21 protein-coding genes are annotated in these 19,722 nt (G+C 64.3%); 19 read left to right on the forward strand and 2 right to left on the reverse strand.

Features of this window, described 5'->3' with window-relative positions:
• The first annotated feature begins 2 nt into the window (after positions 1–2).
• From rnhB to folP, 5 genes are all read left to right on the forward strand, one after another.
• A complete protein-coding gene (rnhB, locus tag AC1RRJ_RS06005; RefSeq protein ID WP_493120852.1) occupies positions 3–557 on the forward strand; it encodes a ribonuclease HII in 555 nt (184 codons plus the stop codon).
• A gap of 28 nt (positions 558–585) precedes the next feature.
• On the forward strand, positions 586–1,482 hold the full coding sequence (locus tag AC1RRJ_RS06010) for an oxidoreductase (RefSeq protein ID WP_493120853.1): 897 nt from the start codon (positions 586–588) through the stop codon (positions 1,480–1,482).
• A gap of 27 nt (positions 1,483–1,509) precedes the next feature.
• On the forward strand, positions 1,510–2,532 hold the full coding sequence (locus tag AC1RRJ_RS06015; RefSeq protein ID WP_493120854.1) for a DUF2804 domain-containing protein: 1,023 nt from the start codon (positions 1,510–1,512) through the stop codon (positions 2,530–2,532).
• A 231-nt stretch (positions 2,533–2,763) separates the two neighbouring features.
• Positions 2,764–3,903, forward strand: a complete 1,140-nt coding sequence (locus tag AC1RRJ_RS06020) for a site-specific DNA-methyltransferase (protein ID WP_493120855.1) — start codon at positions 2,764–2,766, stop codon at positions 3,901–3,903.
• Positions 3,904–4,004: 101 nt separating this feature from the next.
• Positions 4,005–5,135 (forward strand): dihydropteroate synthase, encoded by a 1,131-nt coding sequence (gene folP, locus AC1RRJ_RS06025; RefSeq protein WP_493120856.1) that lies wholly within the window; start codon positions 4,005–4,007, stop codon positions 5,133–5,135.
• Between the two features lie 26 nt (positions 5,136–5,161).
• Here the strand turns inward: folP and AC1RRJ_RS06030 are convergent, their stop codons facing one another.
• Positions 5,162–6,595, reverse strand: coding sequence for a sigma-54-dependent transcriptional regulator (locus AC1RRJ_RS06030; protein WP_493120857.1), 1,434 nt, complete (start codon positions 6,593–6,595; stop codon positions 5,162–5,164).
• A gap of 157 nt (positions 6,596–6,752) precedes the next feature.
• On the opposite strand from AC1RRJ_RS06030, the gene AC1RRJ_RS06035 reads away from it, so the two are divergent.
• The 6 genes from AC1RRJ_RS06035 to AC1RRJ_RS06060 all read left to right on the forward strand — a co-directional run bounded on the left by AC1RRJ_RS06035 (position 6,753) and on the right by AC1RRJ_RS06060 (position 11,593).
• The gene (locus tag AC1RRJ_RS06035; RefSeq protein ID WP_493120858.1) at positions 6,753–6,956 is read left to right on the forward strand and encodes an aa3-type cytochrome c oxidase subunit IV; all 204 of its coding nucleotides are present in this window, start codon (positions 6,753–6,755) and stop codon (positions 6,954–6,956) included.
• Between the two features lie 11 nt (positions 6,957–6,967).
• Positions 6,968–8,089: an NAD(P) transhydrogenase subunit alpha gene (locus tag AC1RRJ_RS06040; protein ID WP_493120859.1), complete on the forward strand. Its 1,122-nt coding sequence runs from the start codon at positions 6,968–6,970 to the stop codon at positions 8,087–8,089.
• A gap of 168 nt (positions 8,090–8,257) precedes the next feature.
• Positions 8,258–8,818, forward strand: coding sequence for a fasciclin domain-containing protein (locus tag AC1RRJ_RS06045; RefSeq protein ID WP_493120860.1), 561 nt, complete (start codon positions 8,258–8,260; stop codon positions 8,816–8,818).
• Positions 8,819–8,995: 177 nt separating this feature from the next.
• Positions 8,996–9,277: a proton-translocating transhydrogenase family protein gene (locus AC1RRJ_RS06050; RefSeq protein ID WP_088470814.1), complete on the forward strand. Its 282-nt coding sequence runs from the start codon at positions 8,996–8,998 to the stop codon at positions 9,275–9,277.
• Position 9,278: 1 nt separating this feature from the next.
• Positions 9,279–10,787, forward strand: coding sequence for an NAD(P)(+) transhydrogenase (Re/Si-specific) subunit beta (locus tag AC1RRJ_RS06055; protein WP_493120861.1), 1,509 nt, complete (start codon positions 9,279–9,281; stop codon positions 10,785–10,787).
• 107 nt (positions 10,788–10,894) lie between these two features.
• On the forward strand, positions 10,895–11,593 hold the full coding sequence (locus AC1RRJ_RS06060) for an aspartate/glutamate racemase family protein (RefSeq protein ID WP_493120862.1): 699 nt from the start codon (positions 10,895–10,897) through the stop codon (positions 11,591–11,593).
• 38 nt (positions 11,594–11,631) lie between these two features.
• Here the strand turns inward: AC1RRJ_RS06060 and AC1RRJ_RS06065 are convergent, their stop codons facing one another.
• Positions 11,632–12,048 (reverse strand): DUF2147 domain-containing protein, encoded by a 417-nt coding sequence (locus AC1RRJ_RS06065; RefSeq protein WP_493120863.1) that lies wholly within the window; start codon positions 12,046–12,048, stop codon positions 11,632–11,634.
• Positions 12,049–12,144: 96 nt separating this feature from the next.
• Here AC1RRJ_RS06065 and AC1RRJ_RS06070 point away from each other — a divergent pair, with 96 nt between their 5' ends.
• Genes AC1RRJ_RS06070 through AC1RRJ_RS06105 form a run of 8 tightly spaced genes read left to right on the forward strand, consistent with a single transcriptional unit; the run spans position 12,145 to position 19,673 of the window.
• A complete protein-coding gene (locus AC1RRJ_RS06070; RefSeq protein ID WP_493120864.1) occupies positions 12,145–13,359 on the forward strand; it encodes a parallel beta-helix domain-containing protein in 1,215 nt (404 codons plus the stop codon).
• Entirely contained in the window at positions 13,356–14,375 is a 1,020-nt protein-coding gene (locus AC1RRJ_RS06075; protein WP_493120865.1) for an SO2930 family diheme c-type cytochrome, read from the forward strand. The genes AC1RRJ_RS06070 and AC1RRJ_RS06075 overlap by 4 nt, the downstream gene beginning before the upstream one ends.
• Before the next feature lie 5 nt (positions 14,376–14,380).
• Positions 14,381–15,013, forward strand: a complete 633-nt coding sequence (gene maiA, locus AC1RRJ_RS06080; RefSeq protein WP_493120866.1) for a maleylacetoacetate isomerase — start codon at positions 14,381–14,383, stop codon at positions 15,011–15,013.
• Entirely contained in the window at positions 15,010–17,043 is a 2,034-nt protein-coding gene (locus tag AC1RRJ_RS06085; protein WP_493120867.1) for a TonB-dependent receptor, read from the forward strand. Before maiA ends, AC1RRJ_RS06085 begins: the two co-directional genes overlap by 4 nt.
• 36 nt (positions 17,044–17,079) lie before the next feature.
• Positions 17,080–17,526 (forward strand): MarR family winged helix-turn-helix transcriptional regulator, encoded by a 447-nt coding sequence (locus AC1RRJ_RS06090; RefSeq protein WP_493120868.1) that lies wholly within the window; start codon positions 17,080–17,082, stop codon positions 17,524–17,526.
• The gene (locus AC1RRJ_RS06095) at positions 17,519–17,800 is read left to right on the forward strand and encodes an HPr-rel-A system PqqD family peptide chaperone (RefSeq protein WP_493120869.1); all 282 of its coding nucleotides are present in this window, start codon (positions 17,519–17,521) and stop codon (positions 17,798–17,800) included. The genes AC1RRJ_RS06090 and AC1RRJ_RS06095 overlap by 8 nt, the downstream gene beginning before the upstream one ends.
• The gene (locus tag AC1RRJ_RS06100) at positions 17,797–18,663 is read left to right on the forward strand and encodes an HprK-related kinase A (protein WP_493120870.1); all 867 of its coding nucleotides are present in this window, start codon (positions 17,797–17,799) and stop codon (positions 18,661–18,663) included. The genes AC1RRJ_RS06095 and AC1RRJ_RS06100 overlap by 4 nt, the downstream gene beginning before the upstream one ends.
• Positions 18,660–19,673, forward strand: a complete 1,014-nt coding sequence (locus AC1RRJ_RS06105) for a nucleotidyltransferase domain-containing protein (RefSeq protein WP_493120871.1) — start codon at positions 18,660–18,662, stop codon at positions 19,671–19,673. The genes AC1RRJ_RS06100 and AC1RRJ_RS06105 overlap by 4 nt, the downstream gene beginning before the upstream one ends.
• Positions 19,674–19,722 lie beyond the last annotated feature (49 nt).

The raw sequence follows: 19,722 nt of genomic DNA on the forward strand, positions 1-19,722 counted from the left end.
CCATGATCGTCGGCGTCGACGAGGCCGGGCGCGGTCCGCTCGCGGGCCCCGTGGTCGCGGCCGCCGTATTGCTCTGCGACGGCGGTATCGCGGGCCTCGACGACAGCAAGAAGCTGTCCGCAAAACGCCGCGGCATATTGGAAACCGAAATCAAGGCGCGCTGCCGCTGGGGCATCGGCGAGGCGAGCGTCGAGGAAATCGACCGCATCAACATCCTGCAGGCGACCTTCCTCGCGATGACGCGCGCGGTCGAAGCGCTGGGGTTCGAGCCTGCCGAGGTGCTGGTCGACGGCAACCGCCTGCCGCGCTGGAAATATAGCGCGCGCACCATCGTCGGTGGCGATGCAATCCATCCCTGCATTTCGGCGGCGAGCATCCTCGCCAAGGAGCATCGTGACCGCTTCATGGTTGCGGCGGCAAGTGACTTTCCGGGCTTTGGCTGGGAACGCAATATGGGCTATGGTACCGCCCAGCATCTCGCGGCGCTGCGTCAATATGGCGCAACGCCGCATCATCGGACCAGTTTTGCCCCGGTCGCACAAGTGCTGCTGGTCTGACCAAAAACCTCAAGAGGGGGAGTGGGTAATGCGCAGCGGATTCACGGCCGACGATGTCGGCGCGCAGACCGGGCGACGCTTCCTCGTCACCGGCGCCAATGCCGGACTGGGTTTTGAAACAACGAAGATACTGGCAGCGCGCGGGGGGCATGTCGTGCTGGCGTGCCGCGATCAGGCCCGTGCCGAAGAGGCGATGAACCGCATCCGCGCAGATGTGCCGAAGGCCGAACTATCCTTTCAGCCGCTCGACCTCGCCGATCTCGATCAGGTGCAGGATGCTGCGGAAGCTGTGCTCGCGGGGCCGCGCATCGATGTGCTGATCAACAATGCCGGGGTGATGATCCCGCCGCGGACGCTGACGAGGCAGGGATATGAGTTGCAATTCGGGGTCAACCACCTCGGCACCTTCGCCTTCACCGGGCTGGTCCACCCCCATGTCGACGACCGCATCGTGATCACTGCCAGCCTCGCGCACAAGAGCGGCGAGATCGACTATAGCGATCTCGGCGCCAGCCGCAGCTACCACAAATGGCCACGCTATCAGGCGAGCAAGCTCGCGAACCTGCTCCATATGTTCGAACTCGACCGGCGGCTGAGCGCGGCAGGACGCGCTACGCAGGCGATTGGGTGTCACCCCGGCGTCGCGTTGACCGAACTTACGCGCCACCTGCCGCTGCCGCTGCGCAGCATGACCCCGCTCGCCGCACCCTTTTTCAACAGCGCGGCGCAGGGCGCGTGGCCAACTCTGCAGGCGGCGACCGGCGCGAACGTCCAGGGCGGCGACTATCTGGGGCCGCAGGGACTGGGAGAAGTGTCGGGCCGCTCGGGCCCCGCCCGGGCAACGCGCGATGCGCGCGACCCGAAGCTGGCGCGCGAATTGTGGGAGCGCTCGGTCGACCTGACGGGGGTCGATCCGGGACTTTGAGCGGCAATAAAGAAGAAGGGCGGGGCAATGACACAAAAGCGGATGCGCGAGGGCGCGCTGCACGACGGCGCGGGGCGCCTGCTCGATCCCGGCTATGCGACCCGCGAGGTTCGCCGCTATGACCGTGCAGCAATCGCCGCCGAACCCGTCCGCATCAAGGAATGGGACTATTATTGCATCCTCGACGCCGATTTCGGGCTGGCGCTGACCGTCGCGGACAATGGCTATGCCGGTTTTCTCGGCGTGTCGTGGATGGATTTGCGCGGGAAGAGCTTCGTCAATCACGGCGCACTGATCCCCCAGCCGATGGGCGCGATGGCGCTTCCGCCCAGCGCCGACAGCGGCGACATCGTTCACGCACAGGATGGGCTGGAACTGGCCTTTCGTCACGAACCCGGCGGGCGCCGCCTGACGGTCCATGCGCCGGGTTATGACGAGGGGCGGGGACTGTCGGGGGAAATCTGGCTCGACCAGCCCGAGATGGACCGGATGGTGATCGCGACCCCCTTCGCCGACGATCTGCAGGCCTTTTACTACAACCAGAAAATCAACTGCATGCCGGCGCGCGGGCGTGTGAAGATTGGCAGTGAGAGTCATGATTTCGTGCCTGAAAATGCCTTTGCGGTTCTCGATTGGGGGCGCGGCGTCTGGACTTATGACAATGTCTGGTATTGGGGGTCGGCATCGGGGCTGGTCGATGGCCGTCCGTTCGGTTTCAACATCGGTTACGGCTTTGGCGACACTTCGGCCGCGAGCGAGAATATGCTGTTCGTCGACGGCCGCGCGCACAAGCTCGATCAGGTGGTCTTCCACTTGCCCGAAGGCGCGCCCGACAGTGCGCCGTGGCGCTTCACCAGCAACGACGGCCGTTTCGAGCTGGAATTCATACCCGCGGTCAATCGCTGGGCGAAGGTCGATGCGGGGCTGATCAAAACCGAGCAGGATCAGGTTTTCGGCTGGTTTTCGGGCAGGGTGATCCTCGACGACGGCACGCCGATGCAAGTGCGCGACCTGCCGGGCTTTGCCGAGAAGGTGTGGAACCGCTGGTAGCGCGACAGGGAGGGCCAGTTCGAAAATATTTTTCGCCGGTGAGTCCTCTTTGCCACACCACCAGTGGTTGAGTCTCCGAGTCGCGACTGACTCCATATGGTGTGCCAGACTCCTTTCGTTCTCATCCCGTTAACCGCTTGGTCACCCGGAATCCCTAGAGTCTGGCGCTTGACGGCGGACTCCGCCTGACTCATCAGGGCCTTCTTTCGAATAAGAGCAAGGGGCGAAAACATGGGTGTGATGGAACGGGTCAAGGCGCCGGCGGTCAAGGCGCGGGCGACGAAGCCGGCGCCGGTCGAGCTTCCGCTTGACAGCATCCTGCAGGGCGATTGCGTCGAAATGATGCGCTCGCTGCCCGCCGCCAGCGTCGACATGATCTTTGCCGATCCGCCGTACAACCTCCAGCTTGGCGGCGATCTCCATCGCCCCGACGGCAGTCAGGTCGATGCGGTCAACGACGAATGGGACAAGTTCGACAGCCTTGCGACCTATGACCGCTTCACCCATGGCTGGCTGAAGGAAGCGAAGCGTATTCTGAAGCCCGGCGGCAGCATCTGGGTGATCGGCAGCTATCACAATATCTTCCGCGTCGGCACCGCGCTCCAGGACAATGGCTACTGGATCCTCAACGACATCGTCTGGCGCAAGGCGAACCCGATGCCGAACTTCAAGGGCACGCGTTTCACCAATGCGCATGAGACGCTGATCTGGGCGTCGATGGGCGAGAAGTCGCGCTACACCTTCAATTACCGCGCGATGAAGACGCTCAACGACGAACTGCAGATGCGCTCCGACTGGCTGATCCCGATCTGCGGCGGCGGCGAGCGGCTCAAAAAGGGCGGCACCAAGGTTCACCCGACGCAAAAGCCCGAGGCCTTGCTCTATCGCATCCTGCTCGCCTGCTCGAACCCCGGCGACGTGATCCTCGATCCGTTCTTTGGCACCGGCACGACCGGCGCCGTCGCGAAGCGCCTCGGCCGCCATTATATCGGCATCGAGCGCGAGGATGACTATATCGCCGCGGCAAAGGAGCGCATCGAAATGGCGCTGCCGCTCGACGAGAGCGCGGTGAAGACGATGATGGCGCCCAAGGCCGCAACGCGCGTCGCGTTCGGCATGCTGGTTTCGGGCGGAATGATCGCCCCGGGCTCGGTGCTGACCGACAGCAAGCGCCGCTGGAAAGCGAAAGTGCGCGTCGACGGCAGTCTCGATTGCGAAGGCTATCCGGCGGCATCGATCCACAAGATGGGCGCCGCGGTGCAAGGCGCGCCGAGCTGCAACGGCTGGACCTTCTGGCACGTCGATACCAGCGACGGGCTGCGCGAGATCGACACGGTGCGGCAGAACTGGTTGCTGGCGAACGAAGCGTAGGGAATTGCGCGCCGCCCCCGCGAAGGCGGGGGCGGCGGCCAACCTTGCGCACCGCCGATGGCGGCTCCCGCCTTCGCGGGGGCGACGGATAAGGACGAGGCATGTTCGCACCGCTGACCAAGGCCGTTCTCGGCAAGGCTTCGCCAACCGCGCAAATCTATTGCCGTCCGGCCTGTTTCATCGACCGCCCGCACGAACTCGACGACGCCTGCCTGCGCATCGCCGACACGATGGTCTGGTTCGCCGCATGGCATGTCAGCCTGCGCGACGGTCTGACCGTTCAATCGGCGATCGTCCCGGTTCCCGAATTCGCCAGCTGGATGGCTGCGATGCCCGATGCGCTGGCAGGCGTGGCCTCGGCGCAGCTTGCCGCCGTCGCGCGCCCGCGCGGCGCGCTGCAACTCGGCGAACGCACGGTGCGGCTGGGCGAGCCGCAGCTGATGGGCATCCTCAACGTCACCCCCGACAGTTTCTCCGACGGCGGCAAGCATGTCGATACCGAAGCCGCGATCGAGCATGGCTTTGCGATGGCATCGGCGGGCGCCGCGATCATCGACGTCGGCGGCGAATCCACCCGCCCCGGTGCGCCTTTGGTGTGGGAAGGCGATGAGATCGAACGGGTTCAACCCGTCGTGACGGCGCTGGCGCGCGGCGGCGTCGCGGTGTCGATCGACACCCGCAAGGCGGCGGTCATGGAGGCTGCGCTTGGCGCGGGGGCGACCATCGTCAACGACATATCGGCGCTGCGCTATGACGACCGCGCGATGGAGGTCGTCGCGAGCAGCGGCTGCCACGTCGTACTGATGCACGCGCCCTCGGCAAAGAGCGACCCGCACGAAGGCGGCACTTACGCGAACCCGTTGTTCGACGTCTACGACATGCTCGCCGAACGCGTTGCGGCCTGCGTCGCGGCGGGGATCGACCCGGCGAAGATCATCGTCGATCCGGGCATCGGCTTCGGCAAGGGCATCGGCGACAATCTGGCGCTGGTGAACGGCCTCGCGCTGTTCCACACGCTCGGCTGTCCGCTGCTTTTCGCGGCAAGCCGCAAGCGAATGATCGGCGCACTCGACAATGAGGCCCCGGCCGACGAACGTCTCGGCGGAACAATAGCGCTGCATTATCAAGCGGTAACGTACGGCGCACAGTTGCTGCGCGTCCACGATGTGCTCGAGAACCGCCAATCCCTGCGCATCTGGCGCGGCTTGAGGGATGCCGCGTTGACGGCCTGACCCCATTCCCGCTTGCGCGAAAGGGGCTAGGCCGCTGTGTCGATCCCCAAATCGCTGAGCTTGCGATAGAGCGTCGAGCGGCCAATCCCCAGCCGTCGCGCGACTTCGCTCATCCGGCCGCGATAATGGCCAATCGCGAGGCGGATGACGTCGGCCTCGATTTCCTCGAGCGGGCGGAGGTTGCCGTCGGGCAGGTAGAGGGTGACGCCGATCGCTTCGCCGTTGATCGCGATATTGCCGTCGCTGGCGCGGCTCCCGCCGCCAAGCGCCGCCTCGATCGCATTAAAGTCGGCGCTGGTCAGCACGTCGGTTTCGCTTTCGACCGCGGCACGGAACAGCACATCTTGCAACTGGCGGACATTGCCCGGCCAGGCATAGGCAGCGAGCAGGCGCAGCGCGTCGTCGGTGACCCCGATCGGGCCCATGCCGGGAAGTCCGCCGATCCGCGCGAGCAGATGGCGCGCGAGCGGGCCGACATCTCCGCGGCGTTCCGAAAGCGAGGGCAGGGTGAATTGCGCGCTCGACAGCGCGTAATAAAGATCCTCGCGAAAATGGCCGGCCTCGATCAGCTTGTCGAGGGGGCTGGTGCTGGTCGCGATGATGCGCACATCGACGCTCTGGCGGATGCTACCGCCGATCATCTGGACTTCGCCGGTGTTCAGGAATTCGACGAGCTTCGCCTGTGTGTCGGGTGGGATGCATTCGACATGGTCGATGATGACGCTGCCGCCGTCGGCCTGCACCAGCCGCCCGATCTGGCGGTCGAAGGCGCCGGGAAAGGCACCGCGTTCGTGGCCGAACAGGCCGGAACCGATCAGTCCCGGCGATACCGCCGAGCAATCGACCATCACCAGTGCGGCGCGCGCGCGCGGGCTGGCGCTGTGGATAGCGCGGGCGAAGACTTCCTTGCCGGTGCCGGGCTTGCCGTTGATCATCACCGGGACGCGCGCGCGCGCGGCTTTGGCGGCGATCGCGAGCGCGCTACGGAAATTGGGGCTCGATCCGATGATTTCTTCGAACGCCAGCGGCGCGCGGAGCTTTTCGGTGAGCGGGCGAAGTTCGCCTTGGGGACCACTTGTTGAGGCGACCCGGTCGAGCGCGCCGAGCAGGCGGTCGGGAGCGATCGGTTTCTGGACGAAATCGCTCGCGCCGGCGCGCATCGAACTGACCGCGACCTCGACCCCGTTGCGCATCGTGATGACGATCAACGGCAGCGCGGGGCGCCAGCGGCGCAGTTCGGTGACGAATTCGGCGATCGGCATCCCCGGCGTTCCCTGGTCGACGAGCACGGCGTCGAGCACCATGCCTTCCTGCGTGCCCAGCTTGGCGAGCGCCGTGTCGGTATCGCCCGCGACGATGCTGCGCCAGCCGCCCCGTGACACGAGTGCTGACAGAAAGCGCTGCTGCGCAGGCTCGCTGTCGACGATCATCACCGTCCGGGTGTCACGCGTGCTCGTCATGGTCGTGGTTCTGCCCCTGTACCGGCATGGTCATGCCGTTGTTATGCCGTATCAATCGCCTATAGGCGAGAGGGGTAAAAGGGCGATTAAGGCCGTTTGACTTTTGCTGGCGCAATAGCGTCGGTGGGCAAACCGGCACTTGAGCATATGGAACGCCGTGGCTAAGACCGGCGCGACGTCCGATTCTGACGATTCCGGGCCGCGCGTATGCGCGCCCGACGACGAACAAGGGGATAAAGTGATGGCACAGCAGGAAATGAAGGCAGCCGAAGATACCTATGCGGGTTTCATCAATCTGTTCAAGATCGGCTCGATCATCACGGCGTGCATCGCCGCCTTCGTCGTCCTGTTGATCTCCTGACCGGCCCCGGCATGCGCATTGCTGTGCTGAAAGAGCTCGCCGCTGGCGAGACTCGTGTCGCTGCCACCCCTGAAACGGTCAAGAAATTCATTGGCCTGGGCGCGGAAGTGGCTGTTGAAGCGGGGGCGGGCGAGCAAGCCTCGGTCGCCGATGCCGATTATAGCGTCGCCGGTGCCACGGTCGGCAGCCGCGCCGATGTGCTGAAGGGTGCGAATATCATCCTCGCGATCCAGGGCCCCGACCCCAAGGGGCTCAAGGGCTTCGCCGACGGGGCGTGGCTCGCTGCCGGACTTAACCCTTTTGGCGAGCGCGCCCGCGTCGACGAATATGCGAAGCTGGGGCTCGAGGCGCTGGCGATGGAATTCATGCCGCGCATCACGCGCGCGCAGTCGATGGATATCCTCTCCAGCCAGGCAAATCTTGCGGGCTACAAGGCGGTCCTTATGGCGGCGAACGCCTATGGCCGCGCTTTCCCGATGATGATGACCGCCGCTGGTACGGTCAGCGCCGCCAAGGCGTTCGTGATGGGCGTCGGCGTCGCGGGGCTGCAAGCGATCGCGACCGCCCGCCGTCTCGGCGCACAGGTCAGCGCGACCGACGTGCGCGCCGCGACCAAGGAACAGATCATGTCGCTCGGTGCGAAGCCGATCTTCGTCGAGACGGTCGCGGGGATCGAGGGCGAGGGTACGGGCGGTTATGCCACCGAAATGTCCGACGAATATAAGGCGGCGCAGGCCGAACTCGTGTCGTCGCACATCGCCAAGCAGGATATCGTCATCACCACGGCGCTGATCCCGGGGCGTCCCGCGCCGCGGCTGATCTCCGACGCGCAGCTCGCGACGATGCGCACCGGCAGCGTAATCGTCGACATGGCCGCCGAAAGCGGCGGCAATGTCGAAGGCTCGGTTTCGGGCGAAGCGAAGCGTATCCACGGCGTCACCGTAATCGGGGCGAGCAATATCGCTGCGCTGATGCCCGCCGACACCAGTGCGCTGTTCAGCCGCAATCTCTTCAACTTCCTGTCCGCCTTCTGGGACAAGGAAGCCGGCAAGCCCGTGCTCGACGAGGAAATCGGCAATGCCGTGCGCCTGACGCAGGGCGGCAAGGTCGTGAACGAGCGACTGCTGGGTTGATATTGGCATGAAAAGGCCGAATTCGGCCTTTTCATGAAACTTTCGATGGTTAGGATGCGTTCAGGGTTTTCCAAACCCCGAACTATCATAACCGGAGAATGACTGATGATGCCTGCGAAGCTTTTCGCTGTTCCCCTTTTTGCACTCGTTGCTCTGGGTGCCGCTGCTGTGTCGCCTGTATATGCGCAGGATGAAACCGCGCCCGTCGAAGCCGAGATCGGGGCTGACGTCGCCGTCTCGGACGATGCCGTTGCCGACATTGCCGGCTCCGCACAGCCGACCGGCATCACCGCCGAAATCGCTACCGCCTCGCCCGAACTTCAGAAGCTGGCCGCAGCCCTGGCCACGGCGGGCGTTTCCGAAAAGCTGGGCGAAGGCCCGTTCACCCTCTTCGCGCCGACCGATCAGGCATTTGCCGCACTGCCGCAGTCGATGACCGACTGGCTGATGAACCCCGTCAACACCGCGTCGCTGGCGAAGGTGCTGAGTTATCACGTCGTCCCGGGCCGCGTGACCGCCGAGGATCTCTATGCCAAGATCAAGGCCGGCGGCGGCAAGGCAACATTGACCACCGTTGCCGGCGAAACGCTGACTTTCACCGAGGTACAGGGCAATATCAAGATCGACGGCACACAGGGCAGCAGCGGTTTCGTCACCCAGCCCGATGTCGAACAGTCGAGCGGGATGGTGCATGTCATCAACGGCGTACTGATGCCCACCCTTGGCTGATCTGGCTATCAAGTAAAAATTGGACCGGTTTGGCCGGTTTTGCGACATTTTATGTCCTGAAGGGGCCGCATTTCCCGCCTTGGGTAACGCGGCCCCTCTTTTTTGGCCGCTTAGGAGTCGACAGGCCCGCATCCTGACGGCAAGAGATGCGCTCGCGGAATCAGCAGGGGAGCGCGCGTGGATTTCATCGCCATTTTTTCGATTTTCGTCCTGGCCTGTTTTGTCGGCTATTTTGTCGTCTGGTCGGTGACCCCGGCGCTGCATACGCCGCTGATGAGTGTCACCAACGCCATTTCCTCCGTGATTATCGTCGGCGCGCTGATTGCCAGTGCTGCCGCGGGATCGGCTTCGTCGAAATGGCTCGGCCTCGCCGCTGTTGTGATGGCGAGCATCAACATCTTCGGTGGCTTCGCGGTCACCGCGCGCATGCTAGCGATGTACAAGAAAAAGGTGCGCTGAGATGGATGTCCAGTCGATCCTTTCCGCCGCGACCGGCGAACATGGCCTTGCCGTCAACCCCTGGGCGGCTGTCGCCTATCTGGTAGCGGGCGTTCTTTTCATCCTCGCGCTGCGCGGGCTGTCGAGCCCGGCAACCGCGCAAAGCGGCAATCGCTTCGGCATGGCAGGTATGGCGATCGCGGTCGTCACCACATTGCTGACGCATGCGCCGGGAACCTATGAGGTAATTAGCGAAGACTCCTACGCCTTCTCGCTCGACTCCGTCGCACTGATCGAAATTCTCGCAGCCATCGGCATCGGTGCCGTCATCGGTATCGTGATGGCGCGACGGATTGCGATGACGGCGATGCCGCAGCTCGTTGCGGCTTTCCACAGTCTCGTCGGTCTCGCCGCGGTCGCCGTGGCGGCGGCGGCCTATCTCAACCCGCAGGCATTCGGCATCGCCGACGCGGCGGGACAGATTTTTACCGTCAGCCGTGTCGAAATGGGCCTTGGCATCGCGATCGGTGCGATCACCTTCTCGGGCTCGGTCATCGCCTTCCTCAAGCTCAACGGCAATATGTCGGGTTCGCCGATCATGCTGCCGGGCCGGCACATCATCAACCTCGGCACGCTCGCCGCGATCATTGGGCTCACGGCCTATTTCACCTTCGACCAGTCGCCGTGGGTGTTCTGGACGATCACGGGTCTCAGCTTCGTCATTGGCTTCCTGCTGATCATCCCGATCGGGGGCGCCGACATGCCGGTCGTCGTGTCGATGCTCAACAGCTATTCGGGCTGGGCCGCGGCGGCGATGGGCTTCACCCTCGGCAACACCGCGATGATCATCACCGGCGCGCTCGTCGGCTCGTCGGGCGCGATCCTGTCGTACATCATGTGCCGCGCGATGAACCGCAGCTTCATCAGTGTGATCGCGGGCGGCTTTGGCGCCGACGCGGCGGCTTCGGGGGGCGGTTCGACCGAACAGCGTCCCTGGAAACCGGGCAGCGCCGACGACGCGGCCTTCCTGATGAGCCAGGCCGAAAATGTCATCATCGTTCCCGGTTATGGCATGGCGGTCGCACAGGCACAGCATGCGCTGCGCGAAATGGGCGACCTGCTCAAGAAAGAGGGCGTGAACGTCAAATACGCGATCCATCCGGTCGCTGGCCGCATGCCTGGCCACATGAACGTGCTGCTCGCCGAAGCGAACGTGCCTTATGACGAGGTGTTCGAACTCGAAGACATCAACGGCGAATTCGCCCAGTGCGACGTCGCTTTCGTCATTGGCGCCAACGACGTGACCAACCCGTCGGCGAAGACCGACAAAACCTCGCCGATCTACGGAATGCCCGTACTCGACGTCGAAAAAGCGAAGACTGTGCTGTTCGTGAAGCGCTCGATGGGCGGCGTCGGCTACGCCGGCGTCGACAATGACGTCTTCTATATGGACCAGACGATGATGCTGCTCGGCGATGCCAAGAAAATGGCCGACGACATCGTCAAGGCGCTCAACGGCGGCGGGCACTAGACAATAATCGTCGCCCCTGCGAAGGCAGGGGCCGCTGGCGGCTTTGCACTGCCTCGATAGCGGCCCCTGCACTTGCGGGGGCGACGTGTTTTTGAACAAGGGACCTTATGCGCAAAATCGGCCTGATCGGCGGCATCAGCTGGGCATCGACCGAGCTTTACTACCGGCACCTCAACAAGGGCGTGCAGAAACGCATCGGGACGTCCTGTTCGGCGCCGATTCTGCTCGAAAGCCTGAATTATTGCGACCTGTCGCGGCTGAGTACGCCCGAACAGTGGGCGTATGCGAAAGAGGTGCTGATCGCCTCGGCGCAGCGGCTCGAGGCCGGGGGCGCCACCGCGTTGATGATCGCCGCCAATTCGATGCACAAGATTGCCGACGACATCTCTGCGGCGATCTCGATCCCGCTGCTCCATATCGTCGATGAAACCGGCGAGAAGATGCAGGCCGACAAGGTCAAGTCGGCTGCGGTGATCGGTACGCGCAACGTGATGACCGAACCCTGGTTTCGCCAGGCGCTGGTGCGCCACGGCTTGACGCTCGCGCCGTTCGACCCGGCACGCGTCGAGGAAATCGACCGCATCATCTATGACGAGTTGATGCAGGGCAAGGTGACCGAAAATTCGCGCCGCACCATGCGTACCTTCATCACTGACATTGCGAAGCAGGATATCCAGGCGATCGTGCTCGCTTGCACCGAACTCGTCATGCTGGTGGACCCCGACGCCAATATCCTGCCGATTTACGACACGACGCGCATCCATGTGGCGGCGGGGGTCGACTGGATACTGGGCGACGTACCTTAACGAAAACTCCCCTCCCGCAAGCGGGAGGGGGAATCGGCTCACTTCATGCGCGTCCAGGTGATGGTCTTGCAAAAGACTGACACGCAGCCCTTCAACGTCAGCTTGTTGCCGTTGGCGCGCATGTGCGCCTTGTAATAGCGCCCGTCCTCGGGGCTATAGCCCGGGCCTTTCCAGCCCGCGCCGTCGGGCACGACATCCCAGTAAATCTGCAACCCTTCGACCAGACGGCTGCGCTTCGCCTTGTCGGGGTTGCGCTCGTCGCGCTGCCCGCCGGGGGGTTCCTTGATCAGCAGGCGGACGACGCGGCCGCATATTTTGGCGCCACATGGCATGATCTCGATGATCGCCTTGCCGTCATCGGTCGCCCAGCGACCGGTGATCGGCGCGGGCGCCGCTATTGCCTTTGCAGGAAAGATAGCTAAAGCTAGCAGAATAAATGCGAATTTTTGAATCAAGCAACCGCTCCTCGTTTTTATCTACACCAGTGTCAGCAGTGTGCTTGGCATCGGTGCAGTCTTGACGCATGTAGGGCAAAAATATGGGAGAGATACATGCGATTCTATCACCTGCCGCGCACGGCCTGTCTGAGCTTGGCCGTCGCAACGCTTGTGGCGGCGCCCGCGGCTGCCAAAACGATCAGCGTCAGTGCGACAACGCCCGATGCCAATGAAAAGCTGCAGGAGGCATTGATCCTCGCGCAACCGGGTGATGTCGTCGAACTGGGCGCGGGGACCTGGAAGCTGACCGATGGTTTGTCGCTCGACGTTGCGAACGTTACGCTGCGTGGTGCCGGGGCGGGGACCGACGGTTCGATTCTCGATTTTTCGGGCCAGCAGGGTGCGGGCGAGGGGCTTCTCGTGACCTCCGACGACGTGTTCCTGACCGATTTCGCTGTGCTCAATACCAAGGGTGACGGTATCAAGTCGAAGGGCGCCGACCGCATCGTTTATCATCAGGTGCGCGTCGAATGGACCGCGGGGCCGAAGGAAACCAACGGCGCCTATGGCATTTACCCGGTCGAAAGCACCAATGTCCTGATCGACAGTGTCTTTGTACGCGGAGCGTCCGACGCGGGCATCTATGTCGGCCAGTCGAAGAATATCATCGTCCGCGATTCGACCGCGATCGAAAATGTTGCGGGGATCGAGATCGAGAACAGCTACGACGCCGATGTTCACGACAATATCGCAACGAAGAACACCGGTGGCATTCTGGTGTTCGACCTGCCCAGCCTGCCGATGCAGGGCGGTCACAATGTTCGCGTGTTCGACAATGACGTTCGCGACAACAGCACGCCGAACTTCGCGCCAAAGGGCAATATCGTCGCGAGCGTCCCCACCGGGACCGGCGTCCTCGTGATGGCGAACCGCAATGTCGAGATTTTCGATAATCTGTTCGACCAGAACGGCACGTCGAACGTGTCAATCGTCGGCTATCGTTATGCCTATACCGATGCGAAATATCAGCCGCTGCCGCGCGCGATCGTTGTCCGCGACAACCAGCATGGCAAGGCGGGCTTTGCCCCGGCCTTCCCGGGCGGCGCCGAAATCGCAAAGGCTATGGGGGGATCGATCTCGCCGATCCTGTGGGACGGTACCGGCGATGCGGTGGTGAATGAGGATGTGGGCGTGCTGTCGCTGAACCTGCCCGACCTCAAAATGCCGCAGAGCGCGGCGAAGCCGAGCCGCGTTGACCTCAAGGGCACCGCCCCGGCGGCCTTGCCCGGCGTCACCTTGCCTGCGGCCATGGAAGCCAAGGTCCAGTGAAACGCATTGCCGCAGCCCTTGCCGCGGCGATGCTGTGCGCCAGCGGTGTCGTCGCCGTCCCGGTTCCTGTGCCCAATCAGGCGGTGATCGACGGAGCGGCGATGCCCGCCAAATTGTCGGAATTCGCGCTGTTCAGGCCGGGATCGACGCAGCCGCTCGAAGCGCTGGCGCCCTATACGCTGAACACCCCGTTGTTCAGCGACTATGCCGACAAACACCGCTTGCTCTGGATTCCGGCGGGCAAGAAGGCGAGCGTTGGCGCGGATGGCACGATCGCTTTCCCGGTCGGGACGGTGATCGTCAAAAGCTTTGGCTGGCCCGATTTCAATGGCGGCCGTCCGGTCGAAACGCGGCTGCTGATCCACCGCGCCGATGGCTGGCTGGCGCTGCCCTATATCTGGGACTCCGACGGCAAGGATGCGACGCTGGCGGTCGCCGGACGGCGCGTACCGGTGAGCTTCAAAAGCCCCGACGGACAGGCGCACAGCATCCGTTATGGCGTGCCCAACAAGAATCAGTGCAAGGAATGTCACAGCAAAAGCGGGGTGATCGAACCGATCGGGCCGAAGGCGCGCAACTTCGTGCTGCCGACGAACTTCGCCGGTCGATATTTCGCCGATCCCGCCGCGCTGAAGCCCGTTATGCCGCGCTGGGACGATCCCGAAAGCGGTCCGGTTGCGGCGCGCGCGCGCGCCTATCTCGACGTCAATTGCGCGCATTGTCATAATCCGCAGGGCAGCGCGTCGAACAGCGGCCTGTTCCTGCGCTGGACCGACGATCCCGCCGGGGTCAATTACGGCCTCGGCAAGCGTCCCACCGCAGCGGGGCGCGGCAGCGGCGGAATGGATTTCGCGATCGCGCCGGGCGACCCCGATCACAGTTTCCTGATCTATCGCATGGAAAGCCTCGATCCCGGCATCGCGATGCCCGAGGTCGGGCGGTCGACGGTGCACAAGGAAGGCGTGGCTTTGCTGCGGCAATGGATTGCGGAGATGTCGAAAGCGTCGCATGACTAGCCGCCATGACCAAACTCGTTCTCCACGACTATTTTCGCTCTTCGGCCAGCTTTCGTGTTCGCATCGCGCTCCAGCTCAAAAGGCTTGAGTTCGAACGCGTCGAAGTCAGCCTGATCGCGGGCGAGCAGAAGAGCGACGCCTATCTGGCGCAAAATGCGCAGGGCTTTGTCCCGATGCTCGTGGTCGATGGCGAACCGATCATCCAGAGCATGGCGATCATCGACTGGCTCGACCGCGCTTTTCCCGAACCGCGCCTGATCCCCGACGAGCCAATGCCGCGCGCGGTCGCGCTGGCACAGGCACAGGTGATCGCGAGCGACATTCATCCGCTGAACAACCTGCGCGTCCTCAAATATCTGACCCGCGATCTGGGGCTCAACGAACAGACCAAGGACCGCTGGATCGCGACCTGGATCGCACAGGGTTTCGAAGCGCTCGAGGCGATGGCCGGCGAGGGGCGCTATCTCGGCGGCGACACGCCCGGCATCGCCGACTGCTGCCTCGTCCCGCAGATGTATAATGCGCGCCGGTTCGAGGTGCCGCTCGACGCCTATCCGCGGCTCGTCGAAATCGACGCCGCATGCATGGAAGTGGACGCGTTTCAAAAAGCCCACCCCGACGCGGTCAAGCCCGCGTGATCCGGCTGCTGACGGGGAGCGCGCTGCTGGCGATGCCGGCGGCGGCCATAGCCCAGACCGTTGACGTGGACGACACCGACACCTCGTCTTGCTGTGTTTATTATACGCTCCCCAAGGAAGACATCGTCGTCAACGGTAGCGGCGTGTTGAGTCGGCCTGCTAGCGATGCAGTCCAGAGCGCCGCGTTCCTTACCAACCTTGCTCCCGGTTTCGGGGCGCGCGTCGAGAACCGCCTTCGCGACGAAGCGGGGCTTGTCCAATTTCGCCGTTCGGACAGTCGTTCGGCGCATCCGACAAGCCAGGGAGTGACGCTGCGCGGGCTTGGCGGCAATGCGTCGGCGCGCGCGTTCGTCACGCTGGATGGCGTGCCGCAGGCCGACCCCTTCGGCGGCTGGGTCGCTTGGTCGGCCTATGATGCGATCAATCTCGGCGGGATCATCGTCACCCGTGGCGGCGGCAGTGGCGTGGATGGTGCCGGTGCGCTTGCGGGAACCATCGGTCTCCATTCGACGATGACCGAAGGCGCCGAAGCGAGTCTCGCCTACGGTAGCCGCAACGGTTGGGACGTCTCTGCATCGGTGGGCGGAAATATCGGCAGTGGAAAGATCGCCGTCGATGGCCGCTATAGCCGCGGTGACGGCTTTATTCCGGTCGTGAAGGGCCAGCGCGGCGGCGCCGATCGCGCTGCACCCTATCAACAGGGCGGGCTCGGCCTGCGCCTGCGTTTCGATGCGGGCGACAACAGCCGCATTGAGGCGAGTCTGCGTGGTTTCTCCGACAAGCGCGATCGCGGGGGCGATTTTACCGACAGCCGGACCTATGGCGTCGACGCCAGCCTGCGCTTCGTCCACTCCGGCGAAACGCCGTGGCTTGTGCTTGCCTATGTCCAGCTTCGCGACTTTAAATCGGGTTTCGCAAGCGTCGCGGGGAACCGCAACAGCGTCACCCCTGCGCTCTATCAGGAGGTTCCCGCAACCGGTCTCGGCGTGCGCTTCGAACTGCGGCCATCGCAATCGCTTCGTCTTGGCGCTGACTGGCGTCGCACGACGGGGCAGACCGAGGAGGATTATTTCTTCACCGGACTTGTCCCCGGCCGCCACCGGATCGCGGGTGGCAGCAGCGACACCGTGGGCGCCTTTGCCGAATGGACCTCGGGCGACCGCTATGACGGCTTCCTCTGGACGCTCAGCGGCCGCGTCGATCGCTGGTGGCTGGGTGAAGGCTTTCGGAACGAGCGCAATATTGGTGGCAGCACCATCACCGACCTTCGCTTCAACGCGCGGCAGGGCTGGGAAGGCAGCGGCCGCGCCGGCGTGCGCTGGACATCGGACAATCTCTCGCTGCGCGCCGCAGGCTATCGCGGCTGGCGCCTGCCGACACTCAACGAACTTTATCGCCCGTTCCGCGTCGGTGCCGAAACTACCCTCGCGAACGAGATGTTGAAGCCCGAACGACTGTGGGGTGGCGAGGTCGGGATCGACTGGGACAATGGCGATACCAAATTGTCGGCGACGCTCTTCGCCAACCATCTGACCAATGCCATCGCCAATGTAACGCTGGCGCCGAACCTTAATCAGCGGCAGAATCTGGATGCGATCGACAGCAAGGGCGTTGAATTCAGCGCCGAGCAGCCGATCGGCCCGCTGACGCTGCGCGCGACCTGGGCCTTCACCGACGCCAAGGTTGATGCCTCGGGTGCCGCCGCGCTGCTCGACGGCCGCAGCCCGGCGCAGATCGCCAAACATGGCGGTAGCGTATCGCTGCGCAGCAACGCCCGCAGCCCGTTCGGCGGCTTCGCGACGCTACGCTACATTGGCAAGCAGAATGAGGATGATCTGGGCTTGCAGCAACTCGGCGACGCGCTGACGCTGGATGGAGGCCTGTCGTGGCAGCTTGCCGAGGCGATCAGCGTCGAGGCGCGCGGCGAGAATCTGTTCGACGAACTGGTCCCCGCCGCCATCTCCTCCTCGGGCATCGTCGAACGCGCGACGCCGCGGACCTTGTGGATCGGCGCGCGCGTCACTTTCTGACCTTCACAGACGGCGAACAGGCGATAAGGAAGAGCCATGACCGCCAAGAAACTGAACCTCGACAATTTCCTGCCCTATCGCCTGTCGATTGCGTCGAATGCATTGTCGGAACGGATCGCGGCTGAATATCAGAATCGTTTCGGGCTCAAGATTCCCGAATGGCGGCTGATGGCGGTGCTGGGGGAGGGGCAACCCAAGACCCAGCGCGAACTGGTCGCCGCGACCCGTATGGACAAGGTGACGGTCAATCGCGCCGCCAAAGCGCTCGCCGACCGGCAACTGATCGCGCGGCAGGCACATGAGGCCGACGGGCGCTCGCACCATCTCGAACTCACGGAAACGGGCCGTTCGCTTTATGACGCAATCGTGCCCGCAGCGCTCGCGAGCGAAGCGCAGCTCGAATCGAACCTCAGTGCGAGCGAGCGCGCAACTCTGTTGGCTATTCTTGCAAAGCTGACGAGAGCCGCCGAAAACTATGCCTGATCGCGCCTATCGCGCTGCGCCGCCGGGTGCGCTGCGCGTCGAGCCGCTGGGCGAACTCACCGCCATTTTCGACCGCCGGTCGATGCAGACGCATCTGGTCGTATCGCCGATGCCCGAAATGCTGAATGTGATGGACGATGTTCCGTGCGATGCCACCGCGTTGATCGCACGCCTGGCCAACGCCTTCGATCTCGACGGCGAAGGTGACACCCGCGCGATCGTCGCCGAACGGCTGAGCGAACTCGCCGCGATGGGACTGGTGGAACGGGCGTGAAGTACAGCACGCGGATCGCCGTCGGCCCCGTCCAGTTCCGCATCGGTAGCGACTGGGCCGCGCCGATCGCGGCGCTCGATCAGCTTTACGCCAGCTATCCACAGGATGATGCGCGCCCCGCCGACGCGACGGTGCGGCTGTTCGCGGCGCGGCCGTGGCGACGCTGGCTGCGGCCTTCGGTGCACATCGGCGGCGATTTCATCGTTCCCGACGCGCTCCCGCTGCCGCTCTCCATGGGGTTGCTCGCTGCCGAGATGGCGATGAATTTGCAGGTCGCATTGGGCTGGCGGCGCCACATGCTCCTCCACGCGAGCGGGGTGGCGAGGGACGGCCGCGCGCTGTTGATGTCGGGCGAATCGGGATCGGGCAAGTCGACCCTCGCGGCGTTGCTGGGCGAGGGCGATTGGCGGCTGATGGGCGACGAATTCACGCTGGTCGATCCCGCCAGCGGCGACGCGCTCGCTTTCCCGCGCGCGGTCAGCCTGAAGAATGAAGCTATCGCCGAGGTCGCTGCGCGCGTCGATCCGGCGCGGCTCGGCCCGCTGCTCGCCGCGACACCGAAGGGCGATATCTGCCACCTGATCCCGCGGCCCGACGCCATCGCCGCGATGCACGAACCCGTGCGCCCCGCGCTGCTGCTCTTCCCGCGCTTCGGCGGTGACGTCGCGATCGAGCGGATGGGCGAGGGGGAGGCGTTCGTCCGCCTGACCGAAGCGTCGACCAACTATGTTGCGCTGGGGGAGGCGGGCTTTGCCGCTTTGACCCGGCTCGTCCGCGAAACCCCGGCGTTCGGAATCAGCTATCCCGACAGCGCGAGCGGGATCGCGCTGGTGGAACAACTTTGGGCCGAGGCGATCAAGTGAGCGCGGTCCAGACCCTCATCGACCTGCTCGCCGAACGCCACGAAGCCGCGTCGCTCGCCTCACGCGACTGGGAAGGCGTGATCGGAGTCGCGCGCGCCGAGGCGATGCTCGCGACGCTCGCGTACCGCCTCGAGGCCGCCGATTTGCCGCTGCATGTCGCATCGCTGTTCGCCGATCAGCGCGCTGCGGCGAAGGTCGCGACCGCGCAGGCGCTGTGGGAGGCCGAAATGGCGCGCCGCTCGCTCGATCCGGCGGGGGTCGAGTTCGTGCTGCTCAAGGGCACCGCCTATGCCGCCGCCCAGCTGTCCTGCGCTGCGGGGCGTCAGATCGGCGACCTCGACATATTGGTGCCGTGGCACGATATTGGTCGTGCCGAAAATCTGGCGCTAATCGACGGGTGGGAATGGGTGAAGCAGGACGCCTATGACGACGCCTATTATCGCGATCATATGCACGAGTTGCCGCCGCTGATTCACAAGGATCGCGACCGGATGATCGACGTGCACCACACGATCCTGCCGCGCACGCACCGCGCCACGCCCGACGCGCTCGCGCTGGTCGGCGATGCGATCAGGGCGCCGGGAGGCTTCCGGGTCCTCAACCCCGCCGATATGGTATGCCACTGCGCGGCGCATCTGATCGCCGACGGCGATTTGCAGGGGGGGCTGCGCAACCTGTGGGACTTTCATTGCCTGACGCGCGATTTTGCCGACGCCGATCCGGGGTTCTGGGGCGGGCTCGACAAACGCGCCGCGATGCATGGGCTGGGCGCAGCGGTGCACCGCGCAGCGCGGCTCGCGCGTGACATCTACGGAGCGCGGCTACCCGCCGGTTGGGACAGGCACGACCCGACCGACATCTGGTTCCGCCGCCGCCTGCTCGCGCGCGACGACTGGGGCCGTGCGACGCATTTCGTGTTGCAACAGGCCTTCTACATCCGCTCGCACTGGCTGCGCATGCCGCCCGTCATGCTCGCGCGCCATTTGTGGACCAAGTGGCGCAAACGCTGACCACCGCGCCGATTCGGGAGCGTCATAATCCTGTGCTATGTCCTGACCG

The organism is Sphingopyxis sp. GW821-FHT12C06, assembly GCF_058807415.1.